Here is a 23,237-nt window from a genome sequence, read left to right as displayed (position 1 = left end):
CTCACAGTTATTCACTTTTTAATTAACGTTTTGCTAATGCTAAATAGCTACTTAATTGACCAGATGCAGATTGCTGAGCCCCAAGTGATGACGCTACTTGCATGGTTGATTTAAGCCCTTGCCAAAGTTGTTTTTGCTTGTCGGTCATAGGCGGTTCAGAGTTTATATACTCTGTTAATTGCCCAAATACCTTGGCGGCTTTTTGTGCTAATACTGGTGACTGGGCATCATCCATATTGGACAGCACACTTTTTGCATCGACTAAGGTGTTGATGAGTGAGCTATTAGGTGAATTTTTGGCGAGTGTTTTTAATTCATCATCCAAAAAATCCTGCAGTGATTGTTTGCTTGGCGTCTCCTTACTCGGCACTTTAATACCATTTTGAGATAAACGCTCTACCTGTGAATCGGATAAAATACCGTCCTGTTGTAATCGAGAAACTAATGCGGGAATATCGGCAACGCTGAATTTGCCGTCAGCAAAAAAATCCTTCGACATTGCCTGAATTTTTTGAGCCCGTAGTGCTCGTGGAGATAAGGCAATCTCATCAGAACTTGCTTGGTCGGACTTAGTCACACTCGATTGGGTTTGTGTCGTTTCAGCACTAGCATCCGTTTTGGTTGTACTAGCCTTTTGGCTGTTTACACCATAAGCATCAATGATGCTAGCACTGCTACGATTTAGGTTCAGAGTGTTTAAAATTGAATTCATTGTCAAAACTTTGGCGTCGATAAGTGATTTGCAATTTAAGCAAAAAATAGGCCAAACAATGAGTTGTAAAATAATGTATCAATAATTCATTCTCTATGCTCGTTTCCCCGCCATAATGCCGCTTCAATCAAATGAGCCACTTTCGCGACAGCAGCTTCACCAGCGGCAATCGCCTCACTGGCACGATGAAACTCCATTGTTCCTATCTCGGCCACTTCGGGTACGATACAAATATCGGGAGGATCACCCATTAAACGCGATCGCTTATGCCTTTGCTCCAAAATACCCATTGATTGCGACATCACAGCAATCATGCCCGGATTAGATTTGGTACCAAGGGAAAACTTATCCGTCAAACTACTCACATATTCTCTGCCACGGGCAAATAAATCCATAAATCCCGTATCCTGTCTAGCGGGCAAATCCATTTCTCCTTGAGTGGCCTTATGACTTGTCATATTAACAGGCAAAACCTGTAATCGTCCGGGATGATATCCATTTAAATCAACGGCAATCACAATATCGACCCCCATTGCACGACTCACCGACACAGGAACAGGATTTACCACAGCACCATCCACTAACCAGCGTTCACCTTGTCGAACGGGTGCTAGAATACCGGGCATAGAACAAGAAGCCCTAACCGCTTGGCGTAAATCCCCATGGCGAAACCAAATCTCTTGTCCTGAATATAAATCGGTTGCCACAGCAGCAAACGGACGATTAAGCTCCTCAATCTTCACATCACCAATACGGGATTGCAGAACATCGAAGACTTTATCGCCACCAATCAAGCCCCCTTTTCGCCAACGAATATCCATTAATCCTAAAACATCCCAACTGGAAAAACTTCGCACCCATTCTTCAAGTTCAGGTAAATGGTCATGGGCGTATGCGGCACCAACTAACGCCCCTATAGAACAGCCCGCAACTTTATCAGGCTTAACCCCCATAGCCGCTAGTCCATTTAATACACCAATATGTGCCCACCCTTTTGCCGCTCCACTACCTAAGGCAATACCAATAGTGGGTGACGTTCCCCTTACCATAAAATGCTTCCTCTTTACTGACCGATACACAGAATAACCTAAGTTTCCATCACATCGGCTGTCAATGGTGAAATACACATAATTAAGAGGTTGTAATGTCAATGCAAAATAATGCTACTGAGTGAAACTATCCCACGCTGTTTTTTCTCAAAATGGTACTAAACCGAGATAATTATCAATGTGGATAGCTGAGAACAGCCCTTTAAGGCTATAATCTGCCCTTACTACGTTTTTGGGGATATACCTTTGCAATTTACCGATTTTTCTCTGGACCAGCGTCTTTTACAAAGCTTAAAACATATGGGGATCACCGCACCCACCGCCATCCAGGAACAAGCACTGCCTATCGCATTGGCAGGTAAAGATTTAATGGCTTCGTCAAAAACAGGCTCGGGTAAAACCTTGGCCTTTTTGCTGCCAGCATTGCAAAGAGTTATATCCACCCGCTCACTCAGTAAACGCGATCCTAGGGTATTGATTTTATTACCGACACGCGAATTAGCTCACCAAGTTTATAGTCAGCTTCGCTTACTGGTGGCCAACACTCAGTACAAGGCGATTAGTGTACTTGGGGGGGAGAATTTTAATGATCAAGCTAAAGCATTAGCAAAAGAGCCCCATTTCATCGTGGCGACACCTGGACGCATTGCCGATCATTTAGAGCAAAAACATTTGTTCCTCAATGGATTAGAACTATTAATCCTTGATGAAGCAGACCGTATGTTAGACTTAGGTTTTGCACCACAGCTTAAAACGATCAATGAAGCCGCTGATCATAAACGTCGCCAAACCTTAATGTTCTCCGCCACATTAGATCACAGTGAAATCAATGATATTGCAGCTACACTGCTTAAAAATCCTGCACATGTTGCAATTGATGCATCCCATAGCGAGCACAATGACATTCATCAGCGTATTTTTCTTTGCGATCATTTAGATCATAAAGAAGCCCTGCTGACTCGCTTACTTCAGGATGAAACTCACAAACAAGTGATTGTTTTTACCGCAACCCGCCCCGATACCGAGCGATTAGCGGCAAAATTATCGACCCAAGGATTTGCGACTGCGGCACTGAGTGGCGACTTAAAGCAAGCTGCACGTAACCAAATCATGGATCAATTCGCCCGTGGCCAACAGCAAATCCTCGTCACGACCGATGTTGCATCGCGTGGTCTTGACTTACTCAATGTATCATTAGTAATTAACTTTGATATGCCTAAATTTGCCGAAGAATACGTACATCGTATCGGTCGAACTGGCAGAGCTGGCGCAAAAGGCGACGCGATATCCCTAGTTGGCCCCAAAGACTGGGATAACTTCAAGAAAGTCCAAATATTCCTCAGAAAAACATTTGAAATCAGTGTTATTCCGGGTTTAGAAGCAAAATTCAGCGGTTTAAAAGAGCTATCTAAGCAAACGCCAATCAAGCGTGTTGCAAAAACCAGCACTTCTGCTGGAAAAACCAAAGCTAAAACGGTTAAAGCCCCACCGTCTAGGGATAAACGTTTTATTACTGGGGTCGATATTGGCGATGCACCAATGCGTAGAAAGCCCACAGCCCCTTTACTGCAAGATAATGATACTGAAGAAGTTTAATTTTTAAATTAATATTGATAGTGTTGATGCTGTTATGCTCAAGACTATTAACTAGAACCATCAATGAGCGGAAGTGATTCGCGCATTGTTCTAAATTCCAGCGACAATAACGCTATTATTGATATTTTGAAGGTGTAACATGAGAGTTTGTGGTGTTGAGTTAAAAGGTGGCGAGGCCATCATCAGTCTATTGAGCTATGAAGGTGAAACATTTAATGTCCCTGAATGCCGTAAGGTATCCTTCAGTGTTTCGCAATCATCAACTACCGAGGCTATACGTGACTTTCATTTTGCTTTTCATAAACTCATGCAAGATTATAAGGTCGATGAAGTTGTTATCATCGAACGTGAACAAAAAGGTAAATTGGCTGGTTCTGCCACCAGCTTTAAGTTAGAAGCTGCCATCCAATTAGGCGATATACCCGTCCATCTGTTATCACCCGTGACCATTAAAGAACAAAATAAACGCAATCCTCCCCAAGTGGATTTTGACAGTTTAGATCTTAAACGGGTACAACAAGCTGCTTTTGAAGCCGCTTACGCTCAGCAAAATCGCCATATTTTCGGTAAGGTATAATTACAATTTGGGCTCCGATCCGCTTCGGAGCCTTGAAACTTATGCAATCATTAAAATACCTCAACGGCTACAGTCCTGATATCCAAGACCAAGTGCAACAGCTACTCGATGCAGGTACCCTACCAAATGTACTTTTGCGTCGTCACCCTAAAATCCATGATATTCGTAGTGACAAAGCGCTCTATGACTATACCCAAGAGATAAAAAACAGTTTTCTACGTCAATCATCACCATTATCAAAAGTGATTTTTGACGATAAAATTAACATTAGTCATCATGCACTTGGCTTGCATTCCTATGTAGCACGAGTTCAAGGCAATAAAATCAAAGCGAAGAACGAAATTCGCATTTCTTCGCGTTTAAAGCGTGTACCAGAACCTTTGTTGCGTATGGTCGTCGTACATGAATTAGCCCATTTAAAAGAAAAAGATCACAACAAAGCTTTCTATAATTTGTGCATCCATATGGAGCCGGATTATCACCAGTTTGAATTTGATTTACGTTTATTATTAACTTGTATCGACGCTAACATATCCCCTTATTCTGCTTAATCTGTAAACAATTTAGCGCTTATAAACACCCGTCACTTGACTGATAATAATTTTCATTTAGACTCATAAAGTCACTTTAGTAAAGAAGCGATATGATATGAAAAAGCGTCAAATTGATAAGCTGCTTGATAAATGGTGTAAAAAACAAGCAAAAAAGATACTAAAGAGGCAGGCTAAATTAACAAGCGCACGCGCAAAATTGACATATCACCAAATAAGGCCGAATTTTATTGTTGATATCATTGATAAAGAGAAAATACAAAGTAAAAAAGCACTTCGCAAACACATCGCTAAATTATTAGCTGCACATATCTCAGAGCCCCCCATAGACGCTCTCGATAAATCAATCCTAAAAAAGCAACTAAAGCTCGCTAAGATGACGTTTATTGCCGCAAACGATGCAAAATTATCATCACCAGTGATTATTAGACGCCTTACACCTCAACCCTCTGGACGTAGCTTTGCATTACATCCCTATAAAAAATCTCCATGTAGTGGGTGTCCGGCACTGAAAGGAAAACTCTGTAAGTGCGCATTAAAAGCCATTCATCGACGCCAAGCAAGTTAGTCGCTACGTACAATAACTTATATTGCAAAAACGGTTTTAAACCAGATTTATATTGATGGGTTCGCATTCTATAAGTCATATAACCTTACTAAACTGCCTATAACAATTTGTTTCCTCTTTTTCATTATTGCCATTGTAAGAGATAGACAGATTGACTCAATGAGAATACTCAATTTTTACCGTATTATATTGAACCTCTAAAATAAAAATGCCGATGAAATATATTATTTCATCGGCATAGGTGAGCTTCACGTTATTGTAATCCGGATTAAACTTTATGTCTCAATTCATCCGATATCAACAGTATCAAACTAGCCTGATTAACCTAAATCCATTAAAGCTTGGCGGCTCTTAACCAAATTTGTAAAGGTTCTCAGTTCTTGATTTGCTAATTGACTAGACATTGGGATATCCGCTTTCATAGGATCAACTGGTTTACCATTAATATGGAACTCATAATGCAAATGTGGGCCCGTTGAACGGCCGGTATTACCTGATAAAGCAATCACTTGTCCTCGAGTCACTCGCTGACCTTTACGTACAAGGGATTTGGAAAGATGTAAATAACGGGTACGGTATTTACCACCATGTTCGATAACAATATATTTACCTGCAAATTGATGATCCGTTACTAAGCTGACAACGCCATCACCCGGTGCAATCACCTTAGTACCAATAGGCACTGAAAAGTCCGTACCATTATGGGGAGAAATTCGACCAGTAATGGGATGTTTACGGTAGGCATTAAAACGAGAACTCATACGAGGTTGTTTAGCTAATGGAATACGCTGGAATGCACGAACCAAACTCTGCCCTTTCGCATCATAATAACTACCATCAGTATGCTGAAAAGCACTCACTTCAGAACGGCCAGTTTTAATTGTTACGCCCAATATCTGGCTGCTTCCTGTCGCTTCACCTTCAACATATTGATCATTTACCAAAACAGAAAACTTATCGCCTGCACGCAAGTCACGCGCGAAATTGACTTTCTCTTTGAGTAAATCTTCAATACGTTGAATATCCGCAGCAGCTAACCCCATTTTTTGTGCTGATACGTAAAATGAACCTTTAATATCACCCGTTAAAATTCGATTTTGCCAAACACCTTCTACGTTGACTTCTTCAACGTTAAAGCTGCCATCCTCATAACGAGTAAATACGACTTGGCGTGCCGCATTAAAATACAACTCTAACTTTTGTAATTGCCCATCATTATCCAGCCAAAACTGGATCCGGTTACCAGGTAATAAGGTATCAAGGGCAAGAATATTGAGATCGGCTTCCAACACCCTATACATAGTTTGATGATCAACACCTGCTTTTGAAAATAGACCGCTTAGGGTATCTCCAGAAACGATAATACGCTCAAAATCAGGCGTATTATCTATGATAGCAGCTTGTTCAATAGATTCAGAAGTCTGAGGTAAGATATTCTCAATATCGAGAACAACAGGGATACGCTGAGTTGTTGGCACGACATGGTTATTATCCGGTAATAGCATAGCTGCACCGATCAATAAACCGCCCACTAATAGAATATTCTTATGAGTTGATGATAAATTCTGCAAACGGGGTTGCGAAAAATTGATCAAATTGGGTTTGCCTGTCTGCAACGCTTTCACCTTTCGTTATCTTTTTGGCGTTATATCTTGAACCATTACTGTGTAGCGGGAAGCCCGAATTTCCCCAACTTATATCAAAAAACCGATTATGACAAACGGTATTTTACTCTTTAGTTGCACAATTAATGAAAAACATGCGCTACTTAGCACTTTAAAGTGATTATGATGACTTCATCAAGATGTTAAACAAACAAAAACAAATGTTTATTACTCTTTAATAACAATACGTTACAGATAAAAAGTCGTCATCTTATTGAACTAAGGCAAAACTATCGTCATTTCACTCCCATGTGAGGTTTTATGTATATCAATACGGGTATTTATCTGCTCTTTCATCTCTGAAACATGGGAAATCACCCCTATCATCCGGCCTGAGGATTGCAAATCCATTAAAGTGCGAATCGCTAGCTCTAAAGAATCTTGGTCTAAACTACCAAAACCTTCGTCAATAAATAAGGTATCGAGTTTAATACCACCGGCATAGGCTTGTACTACATCGGATAAACCAAGCGCCATCGATAATGCAGCCATAAAACTTTCTCCACCACTTAATGTGGCCACAGGACGCACTTTGGAGGTGTAAGCATCTTCTACTTCCAATTCGAGCCCTGACGCTTTGTTGCCCTTGGCCCTATCTTCCTTACGCAATAAACGATAACGCCCTTTGCTCATCAGATGTAACCTGTGGCTTGCCTCCAACAGCACATCGTCGAGCAGTACACTTAACACAAAACGTTGCAGGCTGATCTTATTACCTGTATTTCCATTAGCGACATCTGCGAGGGTACCGATAACCGCATATTCATCTTCCAAAACCTTAGCTTTTGCATCGGCAATACTCAGCTGGGTTTGGGTTTGCATCAGTAATACTGTGCGGGTGTGAAGCAGCTGCCATGCCTGCTCTGCTGCGTGTAATGCTTGCTGCGCCGACTCAAGCTCGGCAGCGAGCTTAATGCTATCGGGTGGCACTTTATCTTTAAGCTTAAGCGCTAACTGTTCACACTGGGCCTTGGTCAAAGCACTGCGCTGCTGGTAAGCCTCAATCTCGCTGGCTAATGCACGCTGTTGTTCTTCATCGAGCATGGCCTCAAATAAGGCCTGTTGATCGGCAAAACCTGCTACGACTAATTGCTGATTGAGTTGCTGCTGTGCACGCGTTTGCTGGGCTAATGCCGCCTCAGCAGCATTTTCAGCACCATTAAGTGCCGCTTTAGCCGCAACAAAAGATTGGCCAGTCTGTTGTTGGAGATCCCTAACACTAGTAATCTGTTGCTTAATTTGGCTAATACTTTGCTGATTTTGCGCTATTGCTGCAGTTAAGGCCTCAAGCGTTGTAAGTGCAGATGGAACACTTTGCTGCATGTGTGCTAACTGCCCCTGCAATATATCCACTTTAGATTGCAGTGCACTGTCGTGTGTTTGCCCTTGCTCTAGCTTTTGTTGTAGATGCGTTTCCTGTGCGTGCAACAATGCAATCTCTTGCTGTAACAGCTGTAACTGCTGATGGGCTTGCTCCGCTTGAGTGAGTGAGAAAGCGTATTGCGACAAAGTATGCGTATGTTCATCTAAAGGAATATCAACCGCAGTGCCCAATTGGACCGCGAGATCTTGTGCTTGCTGTTGCAAAGTTTCTAGCTGCGTTTGTAGCCCACGATATTCCGCTCTGGCTTTGCTCAGGATTTCTTGGGCATTCGTTTCAGCCTCTAGTGCTAATTGCAGCACTTCATCACTTGGGAGTGGCTCTTGGCTTTGTGCTGGCTGTGGATGTGTTTGGCTACCACAAACAGGGCAAGGTTCATCTTGCTGTAATTGCCGCGCTAAAATAGCGGCCTGTCCTTGATGCCAAGTCAACAATAAAGCTTTATATGCAACCTGTGCTTGCTGATGCTGAGCACTGAGTTGTTGCCCTTTGACTTTAGCCTCAACAAGTTTTGCCTGTGTCGAAGATACCCTTGCCGCCACTTGTTGCCATTGCTGATAAGTCGACAATAATTGCTGTTGCTGCTGGTGCGCTTGTTGCAATAAGAGGCGTGTTTCGCTGTTGGCCTGTAGTTGCGGCAGATCGGATTCCAATTCACGGCGTTTTTGGACTACGGTGGCTAACTCATGTTTGCTATTCTGAAGTTGTGTTTTCGCGCTAATTAGCTGCGTTTGCTCTTGTTCAAGGGTTTTATTAAGCCTATCCAATTCCCTGAGCTGCGGCCCTAAGGCATTCAGTTGCTGTTTAACCTGTTCCTGTTCGAGTAACGACGCTTCCAACACGGGCAAATCAGCGGCCTTAAGCTCTGCATTATCGAAGGCTTTTTTAGCATTGATTAATGCTGTTTTCGCATGTTCAAGGGCAAGACTTGCCGCCTTGGCTTCCTGCTCACGGGCCACAAACACCTCAATCATGGGTACCAAGTGCTGCGCCTGTTTGGCCAAATTCAGTTTATAGGTTTGCGCAGCCATGTTTTCTTGCTGCGCATCAAGGGCTGCCGCCGTTTGAGTTAAGGCATCAAACTGCGCAAATTCGGCCAATAAATGCTGGGCGGCATCGCTGGTTTTTATCACCCATTGTTGCTGCTGTAATGCCTGTTCTTTCGCACTTTGAGCTGTTTCAAGTTCTGGCATAAGCTTAGCTAATTCACAGCTAAGTTCGTCATCGGATGCTAAACCCGCACTTTGTAAAATGCCATCACGGCGACTGCGTTGATCTTTCACTAAGGCGCGGATATCTGCAGCCTTACTTTTTAAGGAATCTTCAATACGTCGGTATATATGCGTTTGAAATAGCTGACTAAATATCAGTTCTCTGGCTTTAGAGTCTGCCATTAACAATTCGCGAAATTTTCCCTGCGGCAACACCATCACTTGGCGAAACTGCTCCACATCAAGGCCAGTTAAGGCTTCAATCTCAGCGGTTGCCTCAGAGACTTTGCTCGCTACAAGCAAACTTTCATTACCCTCAGCGTCTATCTTATATAACTGAGCTTCGGGCTTCTGCACCGTTGAGCCGTCACCGCTTTTTTTAACCCTGTCTTGCTCTGGCACACGGCGAATACGATAACTGCTATTACCCAACTGAAAACTAAAAGTGACTTCTGTTAGCAGACTATCATCGGCCATATCGCAGCGCATCTGGCTGCCTTCACGCTCATTACCCGTGGTTTTGCCATAGAGGGCAAAGCAAATACCATCGAGCAAGGTCGTCTTACCCGCACCAGTGGGTCCATTAATCAAAAATAACGGATTAGTCCCTAAGGCCGTAAAATCAAGTTCTTGCGTCGATGCAAAGGGGCCAAAAGCTGACATGGAAAGGCTAAGTGGTCTCATGCTTGGCGCTCCTCATTGTGTAGCTTAGTCAGGAGTTCATCCATCACAGCTTGCTGTGCTTGTGTTAATGACTCGCCGGATACTTGAGAGAAAAAGTCACGGAACATGTCCATCTCGCCTTTTTTGATATGATCTCGGCTCAAAGTGACTTGTTGCTGCCCCGCCATCAGACCAGTCCGCTCTAAATGCAGCACATTAGGGTAAACGGCTCTCAATTTTCCCATAGCATCTAAAATAGCATGTTTATCAAGGAGTCTGACCATAAGGTAGTCCTCATGCCTGATATCCGTTTTACCTTGGGCGAGTAATGTGGCTAACTCCCCTTCTAAGATGCGGACATCGCGTATTGACGTTAATGGTAACAAACGAATTTTAATCGGCGTTTGCGCGCTAAGTTCGACTAAGGTCACCGACTTATGTTGATGTTGTTCGCTAAAGGAATACTTCAAAATCGATCCTGAGTAGCGCACATGCTCTGCACCTTTGTATTGCGGTCCGTGCAAATGTCCAAGGGCGACATAATCAAACTCAGTAAATAGCGTTGGCGATATTTTATCGGCGCCACCAATGCTCAGTGGCCGCTCAGATTCTGACTCGCTACCACCATCCAAAAAACAATGGCTTATCACCACTTTCGGCAAACCTTGGCTATCGTGCTGGCGTACTTGTTCAAGCAATAGCGTCATTGCGGCCTCATGGCTTGCCGCCTCACACTCAAAAACTTGGCGCACTGTGGCAGGTTCGGCATAGGGCAAGGGATAAAACACCACATCACCGCTTGAACTCGATAAAGTAATGGGATGAATGTCAGCACTCAAAGGCCCAATAATATGTAACCCACTTGCCGCCATTTGTTTTGCTGCAAAACCTAAGCGCTCGTGACCATCGTGGTTACCCGCAATCATAATGACTTGCAGGCCCAAATCATGCACTAAGCGGTTAAGCACATCATCTAACAGCGCAACCGCATTCGCAGGCGGAATCGATCTGTCATAAATATCCCCCGCCACAATCACGGCATCCACCTTGTGTTCATCCGCTAAAGCAATGATTTGCTCGAGCACAAAAGCTTGATCATCCAGTAGTGATTGATTGTGTAATTGACGACCTATGTGCCAGTCCGAGGTGTGGATAAATTTCATAATCGCTCTTTTAAAGAAGTGGTGGCGCTAAACCCGAACGCACATGCCGCCCGTCGATGCAAATAAGACTGGCAAGATAGACACTGCACTTATATCAATCGGATTAAATATGTACACAATATTTAAAATACACGCCAAAACAATAAGAAGCCTAAAAAGTGTATTAAAAATGACAGGTAATACTATTCAAAAAACTTGAAAGAGTACACCTAACTCAAAGTAGGATGAGACGTTTTAAGTCGTCATTTGGCGGATCTTTTGGGTGATATCCACCTCGGCTTAACTTTTGAGCCAAAATGGACGTCACTAAGATACACTCATCCGCAGCTTAAAGAGCTTCTATTGATGAGTGAGTTTTATAAAATGCTTAATATCAAATAGTTTACGAAAAAAAATTATATTGGCTCACCAAAAGTTTAAAACTCATAGCAAGGGACATAGTCACCACCAACGGCTTGATAATCTTTGTACCTTTAGTGATCACGAGACGAGAACCTAAAGTTGCACCAATCGCTTGCCCTGCCAGCATGACTAATCCTAATAACCAAATCACTTTTCCGCCCAAGGCAAAGAAGATCAGCGAAGCAATGTTAGTGGAGAAATTAAGTAGTTTTGCGTGGGCAGTTGCCTTCGCCAAACCAAACCCCGCAAGCGATACAAAGGCCAGCGCAAAAAAGCTCCCAGTACCAGGGCCAAAAAAGCCATCGTACAATCCCACGCCCAATGCCGCAGTAAAAGCAAATGCGGTAGGTGTCAGCACTTGATGTTTATCATCTTCTGAAATCTTTTTCGAAAATAAAAAGTAACAACCAATAGCCAAAATCAAAAAAGGTAACATCAACTCAAGCACTTCAGTATCGACGAGTTGAACTAGAATCGTGCCCAATGCCGCACCGATAAATGCACAAATCAAGGCTAACTTAACGGATTTAAGATCAACCAGCCCTTTACGGACAAAGTACAGACTCGCAAAAAAACTGCCGCCACAGGCCTGCAGCTTATTTGTCCCTAAGGCAACCGCAGGCGGCAAGCCTGCCCACATCAGTGCAGGAATGGTCAGCAAGCCTCCACCACCGGCGATTGAGTCGATAAATCCCGCCACCATAGCGACAGTAAAAAGTAATACAGCAATTTGTAGCGTCAGTTCAAATTCCATGATGATTTATTATTCTTCTGATAAAAAAAGAGTGATTGCCGCGCATTAGACTGCGTTTGCCAAATAAACGCAAAGGAGTTATTGTCGCCACAGCGTGAGATAAACTCACACTAATATTATTGTTTGTTAGGATGCTTACCTCACGAGTGGACACAAAATGTACAGTGAACTACCACCACTTAATGCCCTTAGAGCCTTCGAAGCGGCAGCACGACTCCAAAGTATGACACTTGCGAGTAAAGAACTGCATGTTACTCATGGTGCAATTAGCAAACAAATCAGGATATTAGAAGAATATTTAGGGTTTGCACTCTTTGTCCGTCTCCACAAAAAAGTGGGGCTAACCGACGAAGCTCAACGCTATTTACCCCATGTACAAGCCGCTCTACAAACCTTATCGAGTGCTACAGGTGATTTACGCCGCCAGAGCACAAGGCCGCAAACTTTAGCAATTAATGTGCTACCAAGCCTAACGATTAACTGGCTTATTCCTAGAATGGAGCAATTTAAATCCCTCCACCCTCACCTTTATGTCGATTTATCCATTGGGGATTTTGCGGTGGATTTTAACCAAGGCCGTTATGATATTGCGATCCGCAGTAGCACCGTCATACCTAAAGGAGTCAATTATATCAAACTGATGGATGAGGATTTATGCCTTGTGTGTGCTCCCTCATTAGCACCAAAACTCAAGACTATTGCTGATATCAATCATGTCACCTTACTTAAGCACACGACCAGACCAGAACTATGGGACTATTGGGCAAAAAAAGTAGGACTTGTGTTAACTCAAGAACAAACTTTCGGGGTCGAACACTTTTATATGTTAAGCCAAGCGGCAGCGAGTGGCATGGGTGCAGCACTTATTCCACGATTTTTTATTGAAGAACAACTATCAAATGGCAGCTTAGTCATCCCCTTCGATGCGCCTTTTATTAGCCCCTATGCTTATTACCTACTCACACCAAAATCGCCCAGCTTACCATTAAAAGTCCAAGCGTTTATTGATTGGTTATTAGAGATTTTTGCCCCTTATCGCCAATCAATTTATGAACAACCTTAATTCTGCGACTCGATTTATACCACTCATTTTGCAATTGCGACACCTAGTTACTCACTTTGCGAGTGCAGCATTTTAAGCATAATAAAATCCGTCTAGACACAAAGGGAGAAAATAAACCGGATTAGGATAGACGAACAAAAAAACCACCAGGATGGTGGTTTTTATAATAAATACAGTAAGTAAACTTAGTTAAAACTAGTGATGACAATGTTCACCATGGACGTGGTCATCATCTTCCATAAACTCATCGTCACCATCTTGGTGTTGCATCACGCCCCAACCATCTGTCATACCACCAAACTCTGCGGCAAATTCGTTCAGCATCGTTTCTTGCTCAACCAGCGTATCGTAGTCAGGTATCATGTTGATACACACAATAATTTCCCACTTACCTAACTCATCATTTAAGTTAAGCTCCAGCTCGCCATCTAAATCAGAATTAGCCAACTCTTCAAGTGCTGATTCTGCATCACGTTGATCTTCAAAAACTAAGAAGAAATCAACATCCAAAGCCTTAGTTAAATCGATTCCCGCTTCAGCCATTGCGGCCAGCATTTTACCATTGTCATCATCTGGAAATTGCATATCTTACTCCACTGTTTCAGGCTTATTCTGCCGCAATGATTTGGACGGTTACACCGTTAAAACTAACCATATCGCCAGCGATGATTTTTTTACGCTTACGAGTTTCAATTTCACCATTAACAGTGACTTGACCTGCATCGATAAAATGCTTAGCTTCACCGCCCGCATTTGTCATACCTTGAACTTTTAATACTTTGTACAATTCAATAAAATCTTCACCAGAATGCAAAGCTAATTGATTAATTTGTGCCACTGATAACACGCCTTCTAAAAATAAACCTGCCGCATTATATACCCAAATAACTGGAAGAGGCAGGAATCACAGGGAATTTAACGCACTTTAGGCTGGATGGGCCTGTAACCCATTACGTTATATTCATCATCGCTGAAACGACCGAGGGTTTGAAGTAGCTTGTTTATCTTTGCCTTTCATCCGAAAGTAGACCATAAGCACAATCATCAATCCAATGATCGCCAATTTTAACATGCTGCCTTAATAAACCCTCAAGTTGAAACCCACATTTTTCAAGCACTCGAGCTGATGCTTTGTTGTCTTTGGCACAATGAGCAATAAACTTATGCACATTAAAGCTTAAGCAAGCCCAATCGATTACGGCTTTTAAACTCTCTGTTGCATAGCCTTTTCCGTGGCTTTGCTTTGCAAGTAGATAACCGACTTCTGCACGTTGCTCTTCTATGCTTTGGCAATATAGTCCCGTTAAACCGACAAATTGACCAGTATTCACAGTTTCAATCACAAGAGTAAGCCACTCCCCTGAACCATAAAACCAGGTATCCGCGCGCTGAATAAATTTATTGCGGATCACATCTTCAGGTTCAGGGTTACGGACATAAAGATTAATGTCAGGATCACTGTGCAGCGCATAAAAATGCTCCCAATCACTGTCTCTCAAACTCCTGAGTTTCAATCTATCGGTATATAGCGCCAGCATAAAAACTCCATTTTTACCAAAAACAAAAACGGCAACATACGCTACCGTTTAATGCAGATCATAACCCTTAGCTGCGACTGGTAACTTCAAGTAAATGATAGCCAAATTGGGTTTTTACCGGGCCTTGTACTTCATTTAATGGTGCACTAAATACCACTTCATCAAACTCCCTAACCATCATTCCGGGCCCAAATGAACCTAATTCACCACCTTGCGCCCCCGATGGACAAGACGAATGTGCACGAGCAATTTGAGCAAAATCCGCGCCATCGATAATTTGTTGTTTCAATGCTTGGCACTGCTCTTCACTACTGACTAACAAATGTCTTGCTGTTGCCTGAACCATAATAAAACTCCTTCGACTATCCTGAGACATTTGCCCCAAATATCATGTAGTTCCTGTTCTTTAGTCTACTTAGAACAGATTTTGAATGTTCAGTATAAAAACATTCTGTTGAATAAAAAAGCGCTATAGATACCACCATTTATTTTATCTCGATATAAATGGTGGCGATATAAACGACTTAGGCTTGATAATCTGCAATCCAACGGTCAATCTTTTGTTCCATAACCGCCATAGGCAATGAACCGGATGTCAGGATCTGATCGTGAAAAGCTTTTAAATCAAATTTATCTCCTAAGGCTTTCTGGGCTCTATCACGTAGCGCTAAAATCTTTAACTGCCCGACTTTATAAGATAAAGCTTGACCAGGTATTGCCATATAACGCTCAACTTCGGCAACAATATCAGACTCTGCCATTGGCGAATTATCCTTCATATATTGGATAGCTTGCTCACGACTCCAGCCCTTAGCGTGCAAACCTGTATCAACGACTAAACGCATTGCGCGGAGCATCTCATCGGATAACTTGCCAAAGTACTGATAAGGATCATTAAAAAGGCCCATTTCAATACCAAGGTATTCAGCATAAAGTGCCCAACCCTCTTCAAAAGCGGTATAACCACTGAAACGCTGGAACTCAGGTACGCCTGTTAACTCTTGTTTAATCGCAATTTGGAAGTGATGTCCAGGAGCTGCCTCATGCAAAGATAGCGTCGTCATCCCCCACTTAGGCTGTGCCTTTAGGTTATAGGTATTGATGTAAAACACGCCGGGGCGACTGCCATCAACAGCAGGAGACTCATAAGAAGCTCCCGCTGCAGATTGCTCTCTAAAACTTTCTACTGGCTTAACAACATAATCAGCCTTTGGCATCACATTAAAATAGTTAGGCAAAACCTGATTGATTTTATCTTTCAGTACCATATAGCCATCAATCAAGCCTTGGCGATCGCTATAGAAATACTGCGGCTCTGAAGATAAAGACGCAAAAAACGCCTTCAAATCGCCCTTAAAACCGACCTGTTCACGTACCTTATCCATCTCAGATAAAATTCGTGCTACTTCACTTAAACCAATTTGATGAATTTCATCAACAGGCATGGTAGTTGTTGTGTGAGCGTTGGCGAGCTGTTGATACCAAGCTTTCCCATTAGGTAAACCAGACCAACCATCTGTTGCTCGTGATTTAGGTAAATAGGTTTGCTTAAAGTAATCCCGTAGCCCAGTCAACGCCGGCACTAATCGCTCACCTATCATCGCTTGGTAACTGTTGGTTAATGCAATTTTATCCTGTTCAGAAAAATGTTCTGGAAAATGCTGAATAGGTGAGTAAAAAATACTTTGAGTAACATCTGTTGTGAGCATAGTGTCTAACTGCGGAATGATGCGTTCAACCAACACTCGCGGCAGTACAACTTTACTTTCAATCCCTTCATTCATACGATTTTGAGCAAGTTGGAGCCACTTAATAAAACCATCAACTCTCTGCTCCCAATTACGGTAATCTTGAACTGTGTTAAAAGGTTGAGCGCTTTCACCACTACCAAGCTGAACCATAGTAATCACAGTACTGTAGAACTGACTTATCGGCATAAAGCGAGACGGGAAGGTTTCATCTACAAGTGCCATCTCACGATCATACACAAACAATGCATAACTGAGTTGAAGATCCGCGGGTAACAACTGAATATCAATCGCCTTTACTTTCGCTAAATATCGAGTATTTAGATCATGGCGAGCCTTGAGATACTCTTCGCTCAAATCACCACCAAATTCAGCGTTATAGTCGTTTACACCGACAAAAGTCGCATAAATAGGTTCAAGCTTTAGATAATCATTAAAATAAGTATCTACCAGCGCCAAATACTCTTGTTCGGCGGCTTGCCTATCACTCTGTGCGGTGTTCGTCTTAGCCAAGCGACTTTCTTGGGACAGATTAGCCTCAGGTTTTGAACAACCTTGTAGCGCCAACATCAACGCCAATGTTCCAGCCAGTAAACTCAATTTCATTTTTATATTCTTCCTTTTGGGTCTGTGATAGCCAAACAGTTTCTATACTTAGTTAAAGGCCTGCTAACGGAGTTAACCTATGATCTACTCATTTCACAATTCGGGGTTTCGAGATCCAGAAACGGGGGTCTACAACCAAACCTATTTCATGGAGGTGTTTAACCGTGAATGGCATCGACATATGAGAGAGCACCAAAGCTTGGCACTATTGTATCTGTGCCCTCACATTCATGAAACCGTCAAACAGCCTCATTTACTCGAATTCTTCACTAAACAGGTCCAAGAAGCCTTACTTAGGGCAACAGATATGATTGCAAGGCTAGATCATAATCATTTTGCCTTAGGCTTATTTAATATTGATGAAGAAGGTACTGAAGTTGTTTTAGAGCGTATTAATCAACATATACGCAAATTTAATCAAGAATTTGGTAAAAATCATAAGTTAAAAATCGATTATAAACTTGCTGCATGTATTTGTACGCCAACACAAAAGCAAAAAGTTGACGTTTTATTTGCGAGTGTATCTAAATTATCTCAAGAACTTGAAAAGGAGCAGCTACAATCTCAAGCACTGATTCGTCTACAGTAATATAGGTTCGCCTTAAAGAAAAAGCCCCTTAGTAGGGGCTTTATTCTAATGACTATAAAACAATAAGTTAAAGCGCAACATTATGCATACGAGCTTTCTCTTTAATATAAGAGATATAGCTATTTGCACTCTTTTCAGTCTTCTTATCTTTTGCCGCCAATTGTGCACGGTTATAAGCAGACTTATATTGCTTCAAACTTAAATGAGCTAATGCCAATTCAAAGTTTGCCTCACCTGGATGATCAATACCTAGCGATATTGCCTTTTCAAGGACAGGTATCGCAGCAGTATAATTTCCATCTAAGCTCAGTAGACGACCTTGTTTTAAGTAAAGCTTACCATCATTGCTGATAGCCGCAGCCTTACCATAGAACTCAGCGGCCTCCTTAAACTCTTTTGCGTTTTGGTAGAAACCAGCCAAAATCTCAAAAGATTTAGCTTCTTGCGCGATCAAACCAGACTTAATGTGCTTATGATAGATTTTAGCAGCCTGATATGGAGCACCTTTCTGTGCCATCAGTTGCGCTAAACGAGTAATATTACTCGCACTATCTGCTAAGAAACCATTTCTGTAGGCTAAATCGTAAGTCGCAAGTGATTTATCATAATCCTCTACCATCAGATAAAACTGTGCTAATTGAACCCATAATCTGCCATCTTCTGGAAACAAAGGCACCATGGTTTCTAACACGCCAACGGCTTGCTTATACTTCTTCTGATTGAAGTAAGACGTTAGCTTCATCTGATACAAACCTTTATCAGGAGATGAAGCAAGAGAAATGCCTTTGTCGGCCACTTCAATCACTTTATCCCACTGTTTTAGCTCTGTATGTGCAATACCAATACGGCGATACATTTGAGCGTCAGTTTTACAGGTGAATTCCATCCACTTGTAGTAATAAGGAATAGCTTCCTTAAACTTCTTCTCTTGTAACAACAAATCAGCATAGAGACGTAATGTTGCAGCGTGATCCGTTCCACCTAAAATATCCGCTTCTACAGCTTGCTTTAGGTATTTGATCGCAGTATCCATTTTGCCTTTTTCGGCATAAAAGTTACCTAGCATACGTGCAACATACGCTTTATCGAAATCATTCTTAGCATTTGCTTCAAGCAATATAGAAATGGCCTCATCAAGCTGACCATTAGTATAAGCTTCAAAAGATTTCTGAACCTTTTTTGCAGCACTTTCACCTACGGCTTTAGATTGGCGGCTATCAATTTCACACTTTTCAGCAGCAATTGCTGATGAAGCTGTACTGCCAAATAAAGAGAGCAATAATAGGGCTGCGATTTTATTAGCATTACGCATTATTAGTTGCCTCCTTTATCTAAAGTGAAGTCAAGTTGGACTGTCATACCCGGTTGCTTAAGTGGTTTGCCATCAACTATCTTTGGCTTATATTTCCACTTTTTAAGTGCACGAATTGCTTCTTTATCGAATAAACGCTTAGGTTCGGCTTGGATAACTTCAACGTCATCTACACCGCCTAACTCGTTAATGGTAAAACGCAATTGTACCCAACCTTCTTTGCCATCACGTGCTGCTGCAATAGGGTATTGTGGCTCGATGCGTACGATAGGTGTTGCATCGCCATCACGAGTCATCATATTACCTAATTTAAAACCAGTACTTGGACCACCTGCTTCAACTCCACCCATATTGAATGACATTGAAGTATCAATATTGGAAGAAGTATCCGGAGGTGTAGTATCAGGCTTCTGTGGCTGCTCTGGTGGTGGTGGCGGTTTAGGCACCACTCGTGGCTTATTCTGTGCTTTTGAATCCTGTCTATCCATCGTGATTTCAATTACAGGGGTCTCGGCCGATGTTTCAGCGCGCTGCGCCCCACCACCGACCAAGAACGCCATAAAAGCGAACAGACCAAAAGTCACAGCAGCACCAATAATGATTGATACTAGTGCTCTTAGCATATTAATCGTTCCCCGCAGCAACCGAAATCTTATCTATACCAGCCGCTTTGACTTGGTCTAGAACTTTAACCACTAAGCCGTGTTGCGTGTCTTTATCCGCTTGGATAAGCACTGCTGCCTCTGGAGCCTCAGCTAGCATACGCTCAACGTTTGCGGTCACACGTTCGATATCAACCTGACGGTTTTCCATCATAATAACGCCTGTTTTACTGACGCCAATAAAGATGTTAGCCGAAGGCTTAGAAGTCGCTTGTGAAGCTTTAGGTTTGTTATAGTCCAAACCAGATGGTTTCACGAATGACGTTGTCACAATGAAGAAGATCAGCATGATAAACACGATGTCTAACATCGGTGTCATGTCAATTTGCGCTTCCTCGTCTACACTGGAATGCTTTTTACGTGCCATGTTCAATCTCTCTCTAGTGGTGCGGCATGCTGTCTTTTAGCTTTTCTAAACTGATTTTCATTTTTGCATCAAGACGAGTACTAAAAAATACTCCCGATAATGCTGCAACCATCCCCGCCATGGTGGGCATTGTTGCCATTGAAATACCAGCCGCCATTAAACGAGCATTACTCGTCCCCTGAACTGCCATCACATCGAACACTGAAATCATACCTGTTACAGTACCTAACAAACCTATCATAGGACAAATCGCTACTAAGGTTTTTATAATCAGCATACGTGCATTCAAATCTTGTTTTGCTTGGGACATCCAAGCTTCACGGATACGGTGTGAGTACCAAGAGGTCGTTTCCTCTCTCGCATTCCATGCAGCGATGATTGCTTTATGTTGCTTTGGTGATATCCAGTTTAGATACCAATAGCGCTCAAGCATCAATGCCCACATTAAGAACAGTACAGCCGCAACTAACCAGAGGACGTCGCCTCCGGAGGCCATGAAGCCCCTGACGGAATCCCAAATGTCCATCAGGTATAGCATCATTAGTCAGCCCTCTTCTCAGCATGTGCTGCGATAATACCAGCACTTTGCTCTTCCAGAACTTGCACGATTGATTTACTACGTGCAACCACAATTGCGTGCATTAACATCAATGGCAGAGCTGCAACTAAACCTTGAACCGTTGTAACCAGTGCCATAGAAATACCACCAGCCATGAGCTTAGGATCACCAGTACCAAATAATTGAATACTCTGGAAGGTTGCAATCATACCCGTTACAGTACCTAACAGACCCATCATAGGCGCAATAGCGGCCAATACCTTAATGATAGAAATGCGAGACTCGAGTGCTGGCGTTTCTTTCAGAATCGCTTCGTCAAGTTTCAACTCTAACGTTTCAACATCAACGTCTTTGTTCTCTTGATACACTTTGAGGATACGACCTAAAGCATTGTTACCAGGATTATCGATATTTTTACGTTGGCTGTTAACACGAGCACCAATAATAGTCATAGTGACCAGACGCTCAATAGAAATCAGTAGACCTAATGCTAGTAATATCATGATGATATAACCAATTGTCCCACCAGATTCAATTCGATCTTCCATGCTAGCTTTATTAGTGAATATGTTTAGCAGTACGCCGCGGGCAGGGTCAATGTAGAACGGCGCAGTACCTGCAGTTGCTTGTTCCCATTTACCAACAGCATTAACTTGATAACCTTCAGGTTGCTGAGATAACTCTTGAATTAAACCTAAGTCAGGATTGTAAACAACATATTTACCATCAGCCGTTAAGTTATAAGCACCAATACGGTGAATAGTCGTGTTTTTCACGCTACCATCAATACCCGTTACCGAACCTTCAAACTTAACCACTTTGCCAGATTGCGCCATTTCAAATAGCTGCTCTTGCCAGAATTGCTCTAATTCTTCAATTTTTGGTAGCTGCTTACGCGCACCTAAATCGGCAATAAATTTGTCACGGTTTGGATATTGAGCACTAATATTTGAGCTGACAAGTTTACCAGCAAAATCGCCAGCTTCACCTTTAACAACACCAAACATTTCACCCAAGTCACCTTGAGCGGTTTTCAGATCTTCTTCTAATTGAGCAATCTTACGCTCGTTATCTAAAAACGCTTGATTTAACTCTTTTCCACGTTGCTTTTCAGCGGCTAATGCATCTTTTTCACGCTTCAACATAGCGGCTTTATCGCCACGCTCAGCTTGGAACTCTTGTTCACGTTTACTGTTGACTTTACCTTCAGCGGCACGATCAACCTTAACTTGCTGCAATAATTGGTCTATAGACTTAGGTGCATCAGCAGCACTCACCATACCAGCAGTTAAAGAAAAACTTGCAGCCAATACAGCTGTAGCAATTAACTTCTTCATTATTGTGCAGTCTCCGCAGCAGGAATTGGTAATGCAAATAGATCTAGAGCGCCTTGTTTACGGGCAATGCGGATACCTTTTGTCAGTTCACGCAAATAGCTGTCATCTAACTTATCCCAACCCTTAGTTTCTGGGTTGTATATCCAGCCAGTCTTTTGATCTAAGCTCTGTGCATAGAGCGCTACACGACCTAAGTTAAAGAAATCAACTAATACTTCTTTACCATCTAGGTTCAATTTGCCTTGGTTTACAGCAACGGCACTACCATATTCACGCTCAATGCTATAAGCATCAAGGATCAAACGGTATTTTTCAGCGAGAGTCACTTCGGCTGTATTGAGGAGATTTTTTAACTCATTGACACGATTGGTACGCACTTCAGAGTTAAATGGTAAATCCAGTTGAACAAACTGCTCTAAAGATTCCACCATTTTGAACATTAACGGCACAACACCCTGACGTAACTTGTCAACACCATTAATGTCGTTTTGAACAGCGTCCATTGTCTTTTGCTGATCAGCGACTAAACTGGCTACATAGTCATTATATGATTTCAGAGACTCACGCTCATCAGCCACTGAGCCATACTCAAAGAGCATGTCTTGCGCTTGATCAAAATACTTATCAACATTCTTTTGCGACGCAGCTGCATCAGCATGGATCATACTATCCGCTTTCAGCACGTCGGTAAGAGGATCTGCAACTACTAAGTTGCTACTCGCTAATGCCAACACGCCGACAAGTGCAGTAGCGATTTTTGTTCTATTGCTTACCTTGGACATAGTTCCCAACCAATTTGAAGTGAATAAAAAGTTAACTTACCAATAACATAATCATTCGCAGAAGCTGCAAAACACTATGAATACTGTAAGTTCGTCTATCTCTTGTGATTCTTAGTTTTTTCTTCCCTTTCCTACGCCATTACAGGCATAGACCCGCTGGCATCATTTCACAAAATGTTGACCTATGTCAACAATCGAAATGTGTAAAAATCAGTGTAAAGAAGGCTTGAACATGTAAAGACGATAAGAGAGGATTTTTTAGACAAAAACTACAGTACTTGAGGATGGGCAGATACATATTATTAACAAAAACATGTAAATATAACATTTCTCAATCAACTGGCAAAGACATAAGTAGCAGTACTGTATCTAACCAGAATTGA

At 42.2% G+C, this 23,237-nt stretch carries 23 protein-coding genes; 6 read left to right on the top strand and 17 right to left on the bottom strand.

The genetic code is table 11. The features are described 5' to 3' along the window. Positions 1-22: 22 nt before the first annotated feature. Complete coding sequence (locus MZ182_RS07560; RefSeq protein WP_115015296.1) at positions 23-712, bottom strand: hypothetical protein; 690 nt, start codon at positions 710-712, stop codon at positions 23-25. 86 nt (positions 713-798) lie between these two features. Next, the gene (gene rssA, locus MZ182_RS07555; RefSeq protein WP_011789845.1) at positions 799-1,761 is read right to left on the bottom strand and encodes a patatin-like phospholipase RssA; all 963 of its coding nucleotides are present in this window, start codon (positions 1,759-1,761) and stop codon (positions 799-801) included. Between the two features lie 246 nt (positions 1,762-2,007). Here rssA and MZ182_RS07550 point away from each other — a divergent pair, with 246 nt between their 5' ends. The 4 genes from MZ182_RS07550 (at position 2,008) to MZ182_RS07535 (ending at position 5,053) form a co-directional block, all read left to right on the top strand. Then, positions 2,008-3,357, top strand: coding sequence for a DEAD/DEAH box helicase (locus MZ182_RS07550; protein WP_115015298.1), 1,350 nt, complete (start codon positions 2,008-2,010; stop codon positions 3,355-3,357). 139 nt (positions 3,358-3,496) lie between these two features. Beyond that, entirely contained in the window at positions 3,497-3,934 is a 438-nt protein-coding gene (locus MZ182_RS07545) for a DUF3010 family protein (protein ID WP_011789847.1), read from the top strand. A gap of 41 nt (positions 3,935-3,975) precedes the next feature. Next, positions 3,976-4,485: a M48 family metallopeptidase gene (locus MZ182_RS07540; protein WP_011789848.1), complete on the top strand. Its 510-nt coding sequence runs from the start codon at positions 3,976-3,978 to the stop codon at positions 4,483-4,485. A gap of 97 nt (positions 4,486-4,582) precedes the next feature. Beyond that, positions 4,583-5,053 carry a hypothetical protein gene (locus tag MZ182_RS07535; protein ID WP_011789849.1) on the top strand — a complete coding sequence of 157 codons (471 nt, stop codon included), beginning with the start codon at positions 4,583-4,585 and terminating at the stop codon, positions 5,051-5,053. A gap of 320 nt (positions 5,054-5,373) precedes the next feature. Here MZ182_RS07535 and MZ182_RS07530 read toward each other — a convergent pair whose 3' ends face one another. From MZ182_RS07530 to MZ182_RS07515, 4 genes are all read right to left on the bottom strand, one after another. Next, complete coding sequence (locus MZ182_RS07530) at positions 5,374-6,669, bottom strand: peptidoglycan DD-metalloendopeptidase family protein (RefSeq protein ID WP_248066530.1); 1,296 nt, start codon at positions 6,667-6,669, stop codon at positions 5,374-5,376. Positions 6,670-6,936: 267 nt separating this feature from the next. Further along, positions 6,937-9,993, bottom strand: coding sequence for an AAA family ATPase (locus tag MZ182_RS07525; protein WP_248066481.1), 3,057 nt, complete (start codon positions 9,991-9,993; stop codon positions 6,937-6,939). Beyond that, positions 9,990-11,135 (bottom strand): exonuclease SbcCD subunit D, encoded by a 1,146-nt coding sequence (locus tag MZ182_RS07520; protein WP_248066479.1) that lies wholly within the window; start codon positions 11,133-11,135, stop codon positions 9,990-9,992. Before MZ182_RS07520 ends, MZ182_RS07525 begins: the two co-directional genes overlap by 4 nt. Before the next feature lie 382 nt (positions 11,136-11,517). Beyond that, the gene (locus MZ182_RS07515) at positions 11,518-12,291 is read right to left on the bottom strand and encodes a TSUP family transporter (protein ID WP_248066476.1); all 774 of its coding nucleotides are present in this window, start codon (positions 12,289-12,291) and stop codon (positions 11,518-11,520) included. A 157-nt stretch (positions 12,292-12,448) separates the two neighbouring features. On the opposite strand from MZ182_RS07515, the gene MZ182_RS07510 reads away from it, so the two are divergent. Then, complete coding sequence (locus MZ182_RS07510) at positions 12,449-13,354, top strand: LysR substrate-binding domain-containing protein (protein WP_011789854.1); 906 nt, start codon at positions 12,449-12,451, stop codon at positions 13,352-13,354. 195 nt (positions 13,355-13,549) lie between these two features. On the opposite strand, the gene MZ182_RS07505 is transcribed toward MZ182_RS07510, so the two are convergent. The 5 genes from MZ182_RS07505 to MZ182_RS07485 all read right to left on the bottom strand — a co-directional run bounded on the left by MZ182_RS07505 (position 13,550) and on the right by MZ182_RS07485 (position 17,246). After that, positions 13,550-13,939, bottom strand: coding sequence for a ribonuclease E inhibitor RraB (locus tag MZ182_RS07505; protein ID WP_248066474.1), 390 nt, complete (start codon positions 13,937-13,939; stop codon positions 13,550-13,552). A 22-nt stretch (positions 13,940-13,961) separates the two neighbouring features. Beyond that, positions 13,962-14,192 carry an RNA-binding S4 domain-containing protein gene (locus MZ182_RS07500; protein ID WP_014610310.1) on the bottom strand — a complete coding sequence of 77 codons (231 nt, stop codon included), beginning with the start codon at positions 14,190-14,192 and terminating at the stop codon, positions 13,962-13,964. Positions 14,193-14,355: 163 nt separating this feature from the next. Then, on the bottom strand, positions 14,356-14,892 hold the full coding sequence (locus MZ182_RS07495) for a GNAT family N-acetyltransferase (protein WP_115015301.1): 537 nt from the start codon (positions 14,890-14,892) through the stop codon (positions 14,356-14,358). A 67-nt stretch (positions 14,893-14,959) separates the two neighbouring features. Continuing rightward, positions 14,960-15,238 (bottom strand): peptidylprolyl isomerase, encoded by a 279-nt coding sequence (locus tag MZ182_RS07490; protein WP_011789858.1) that lies wholly within the window; start codon positions 15,236-15,238, stop codon positions 14,960-14,962. Between the two features lie 178 nt (positions 15,239-15,416). Continuing rightward, complete coding sequence (locus MZ182_RS07485; protein ID WP_248066472.1) at positions 15,417-17,246, bottom strand: DUF885 domain-containing protein; 1,830 nt, start codon at positions 17,244-17,246, stop codon at positions 15,417-15,419. 79 nt (positions 17,247-17,325) lie between these two features. On the opposite strand from MZ182_RS07485, the gene MZ182_RS07480 reads away from it, so the two are divergent. Then, on the top strand, positions 17,326-17,835 hold the full coding sequence (locus tag MZ182_RS07480) for a diguanylate cyclase domain-containing protein (protein ID WP_248066471.1): 510 nt from the start codon (positions 17,326-17,328) through the stop codon (positions 17,833-17,835). 67 nt (positions 17,836-17,902) lie between these two features. Here the strand turns inward: MZ182_RS07480 and MZ182_RS07475 are convergent, their stop codons facing one another. The 6 genes from MZ182_RS07475 to MZ182_RS07450 are packed head-to-tail and all read right to left on the bottom strand — an operon-like array spanning position 17,903 to position 22,854. Next, positions 17,903-19,147: a tetratricopeptide repeat protein gene (locus MZ182_RS07475; RefSeq protein WP_248066469.1), complete on the bottom strand. Its 1,245-nt coding sequence runs from the start codon at positions 19,145-19,147 to the stop codon at positions 17,903-17,905. Positions 19,148-19,149: 2 nt separating this feature from the next. Further along, a complete protein-coding gene (locus MZ182_RS07470; protein ID WP_011789862.1) occupies positions 19,150-19,770 on the bottom strand; it encodes an energy transducer TonB in 621 nt (206 codons plus the stop codon). Between the two features lies 1 nt (position 19,771). Next, positions 19,772-20,176 (bottom strand): ExbD/TolR family protein, encoded by a 405-nt coding sequence (locus MZ182_RS07465; protein ID WP_011789863.1) that lies wholly within the window; start codon positions 20,174-20,176, stop codon positions 19,772-19,774. Positions 20,177-20,189: 13 nt separating this feature from the next. Further along, complete coding sequence (locus MZ182_RS07460) at positions 20,190-20,717, bottom strand: MotA/TolQ/ExbB proton channel family protein (protein ID WP_011789864.1); 528 nt, start codon at positions 20,715-20,717, stop codon at positions 20,190-20,192. After that, a complete protein-coding gene (locus MZ182_RS07455; protein ID WP_248066467.1) occupies positions 20,717-22,072 on the bottom strand; it encodes a MotA/TolQ/ExbB proton channel family protein in 1,356 nt (451 codons plus the stop codon). Before MZ182_RS07455 ends, MZ182_RS07460 begins: the two co-directional genes overlap by 1 nt. After that, positions 22,072-22,854 carry a DUF3450 domain-containing protein gene (locus tag MZ182_RS07450; protein WP_248066464.1) on the bottom strand — a complete coding sequence of 261 codons (783 nt, stop codon included), beginning with the start codon at positions 22,852-22,854 and terminating at the stop codon, positions 22,072-22,074. Before MZ182_RS07450 ends, MZ182_RS07455 begins: the two co-directional genes overlap by 1 nt. Between the last annotated feature and the right edge of the window lie 383 nt (positions 22,855-23,237).

It is taken from the genome of Shewanella sp. JNE2 (assembly GCF_023159115.1).
Taxonomy (GTDB): Bacteria; Pseudomonadota; Gammaproteobacteria; order Enterobacterales; family Shewanellaceae; genus Shewanella; species Shewanella putrefaciens.
The sequence above is the reverse complement of the archived record's forward strand: the minus strand, read 5'-3'. Positions and strand labels throughout refer to the sequence as shown.

Bases quoted from the DNA above. Each gene is read 5' to 3' on its own strand.
- MZ182_RS07560 (WP_115015296.1), bottom strand. From the start codon at position 712: ATGAATTCAATTTTAAACACTCTGAACCTAAATCGTAGCAGTGCTAGC.
- rssA (WP_011789845.1), bottom strand. From the start codon at position 1,761: ATGGTAAGGGGAACGTCACCCACTATTGGTATTGCCTTAGGTAGTGGA.
- MZ182_RS07545 (WP_011789847.1), top strand. From the start codon at position 3,497: ATGAGAGTTTGTGGTGTTGAGTTAAAAGGTGGCGAGGCCATCATCAGT.
- MZ182_RS07540 (WP_011789848.1), top strand. From the start codon at position 3,976: ATGCAATCATTAAAATACCTCAACGGCTACAGTCCTGATATCCAAGAC.
- MZ182_RS07535 (WP_011789849.1), top strand. From the start codon at position 4,583: ATGAAAAAGCGTCAAATTGATAAGCTGCTTGATAAATGGTGTAAAAAA.
- MZ182_RS07525 (WP_248066481.1), bottom strand. From the start codon at position 9,993: ATGAGACCACTTAGCCTTTCCATGTCAGCTTTTGGCCCCTTTGCATCG.
- MZ182_RS07520 (WP_248066479.1), bottom strand. From the start codon at position 11,135: ATGAAATTTATCCACACCTCGGACTGGCACATAGGTCGTCAATTACAC.
- MZ182_RS07515 (WP_248066476.1), bottom strand. From the start codon at position 12,291: ATGGAATTTGAACTGACGCTACAAATTGCTGTATTACTTTTTACTGTC.
- MZ182_RS07510 (WP_011789854.1), top strand. From the start codon at position 12,449: ATGTACAGTGAACTACCACCACTTAATGCCCTTAGAGCCTTCGAAGCG.
- MZ182_RS07505 (WP_248066474.1), bottom strand. From the start codon at position 13,939: ATGCAATTTCCAGATGATGACAATGGTAAAATGCTGGCCGCAATGGCT.
- MZ182_RS07495 (WP_115015301.1), bottom strand. From the start codon at position 14,892: ATGCTGGCGCTATATACCGATAGATTGAAACTCAGGAGTTTGAGAGAC.
- MZ182_RS07490 (WP_011789858.1), bottom strand. From the start codon at position 15,238: ATGGTTCAGGCAACAGCAAGACATTTGTTAGTCAGTAGTGAAGAGCAG.
- MZ182_RS07485 (WP_248066472.1), bottom strand. From the start codon at position 17,246: ATGAAATTGAGTTTACTGGCTGGAACATTGGCGTTGATGTTGGCGCTA.
- MZ182_RS07480 (WP_248066471.1), top strand. From the start codon at position 17,326: ATGATCTACTCATTTCACAATTCGGGGTTTCGAGATCCAGAAACGGGG.
- MZ182_RS07475 (WP_248066469.1), bottom strand. From the start codon at position 19,147: ATGCGTAATGCTAATAAAATCGCAGCCCTATTATTGCTCTCTTTATTT.
- MZ182_RS07470 (WP_011789862.1), bottom strand. From the start codon at position 19,770: ATGCTAAGAGCACTAGTATCAATCATTATTGGTGCTGCTGTGACTTTT.
- MZ182_RS07465 (WP_011789863.1), bottom strand. From the start codon at position 20,176: ATGGCACGTAAAAAGCATTCCAGTGTAGACGAGGAAGCGCAAATTGAC.
- MZ182_RS07460 (WP_011789864.1), bottom strand. From the start codon at position 20,717: ATGATGCTATACCTGATGGACATTTGGGATTCCGTCAGGGGCTTCATG.
- MZ182_RS07455 (WP_248066467.1), bottom strand. From the start codon at position 22,072: ATGAAGAAGTTAATTGCTACAGCTGTATTGGCTGCAAGTTTTTCTTTA.
- MZ182_RS07450 (WP_248066464.1), bottom strand. From the start codon at position 22,854: ATGTCCAAGGTAAGCAATAGAACAAAAATCGCTACTGCACTTGTCGGC.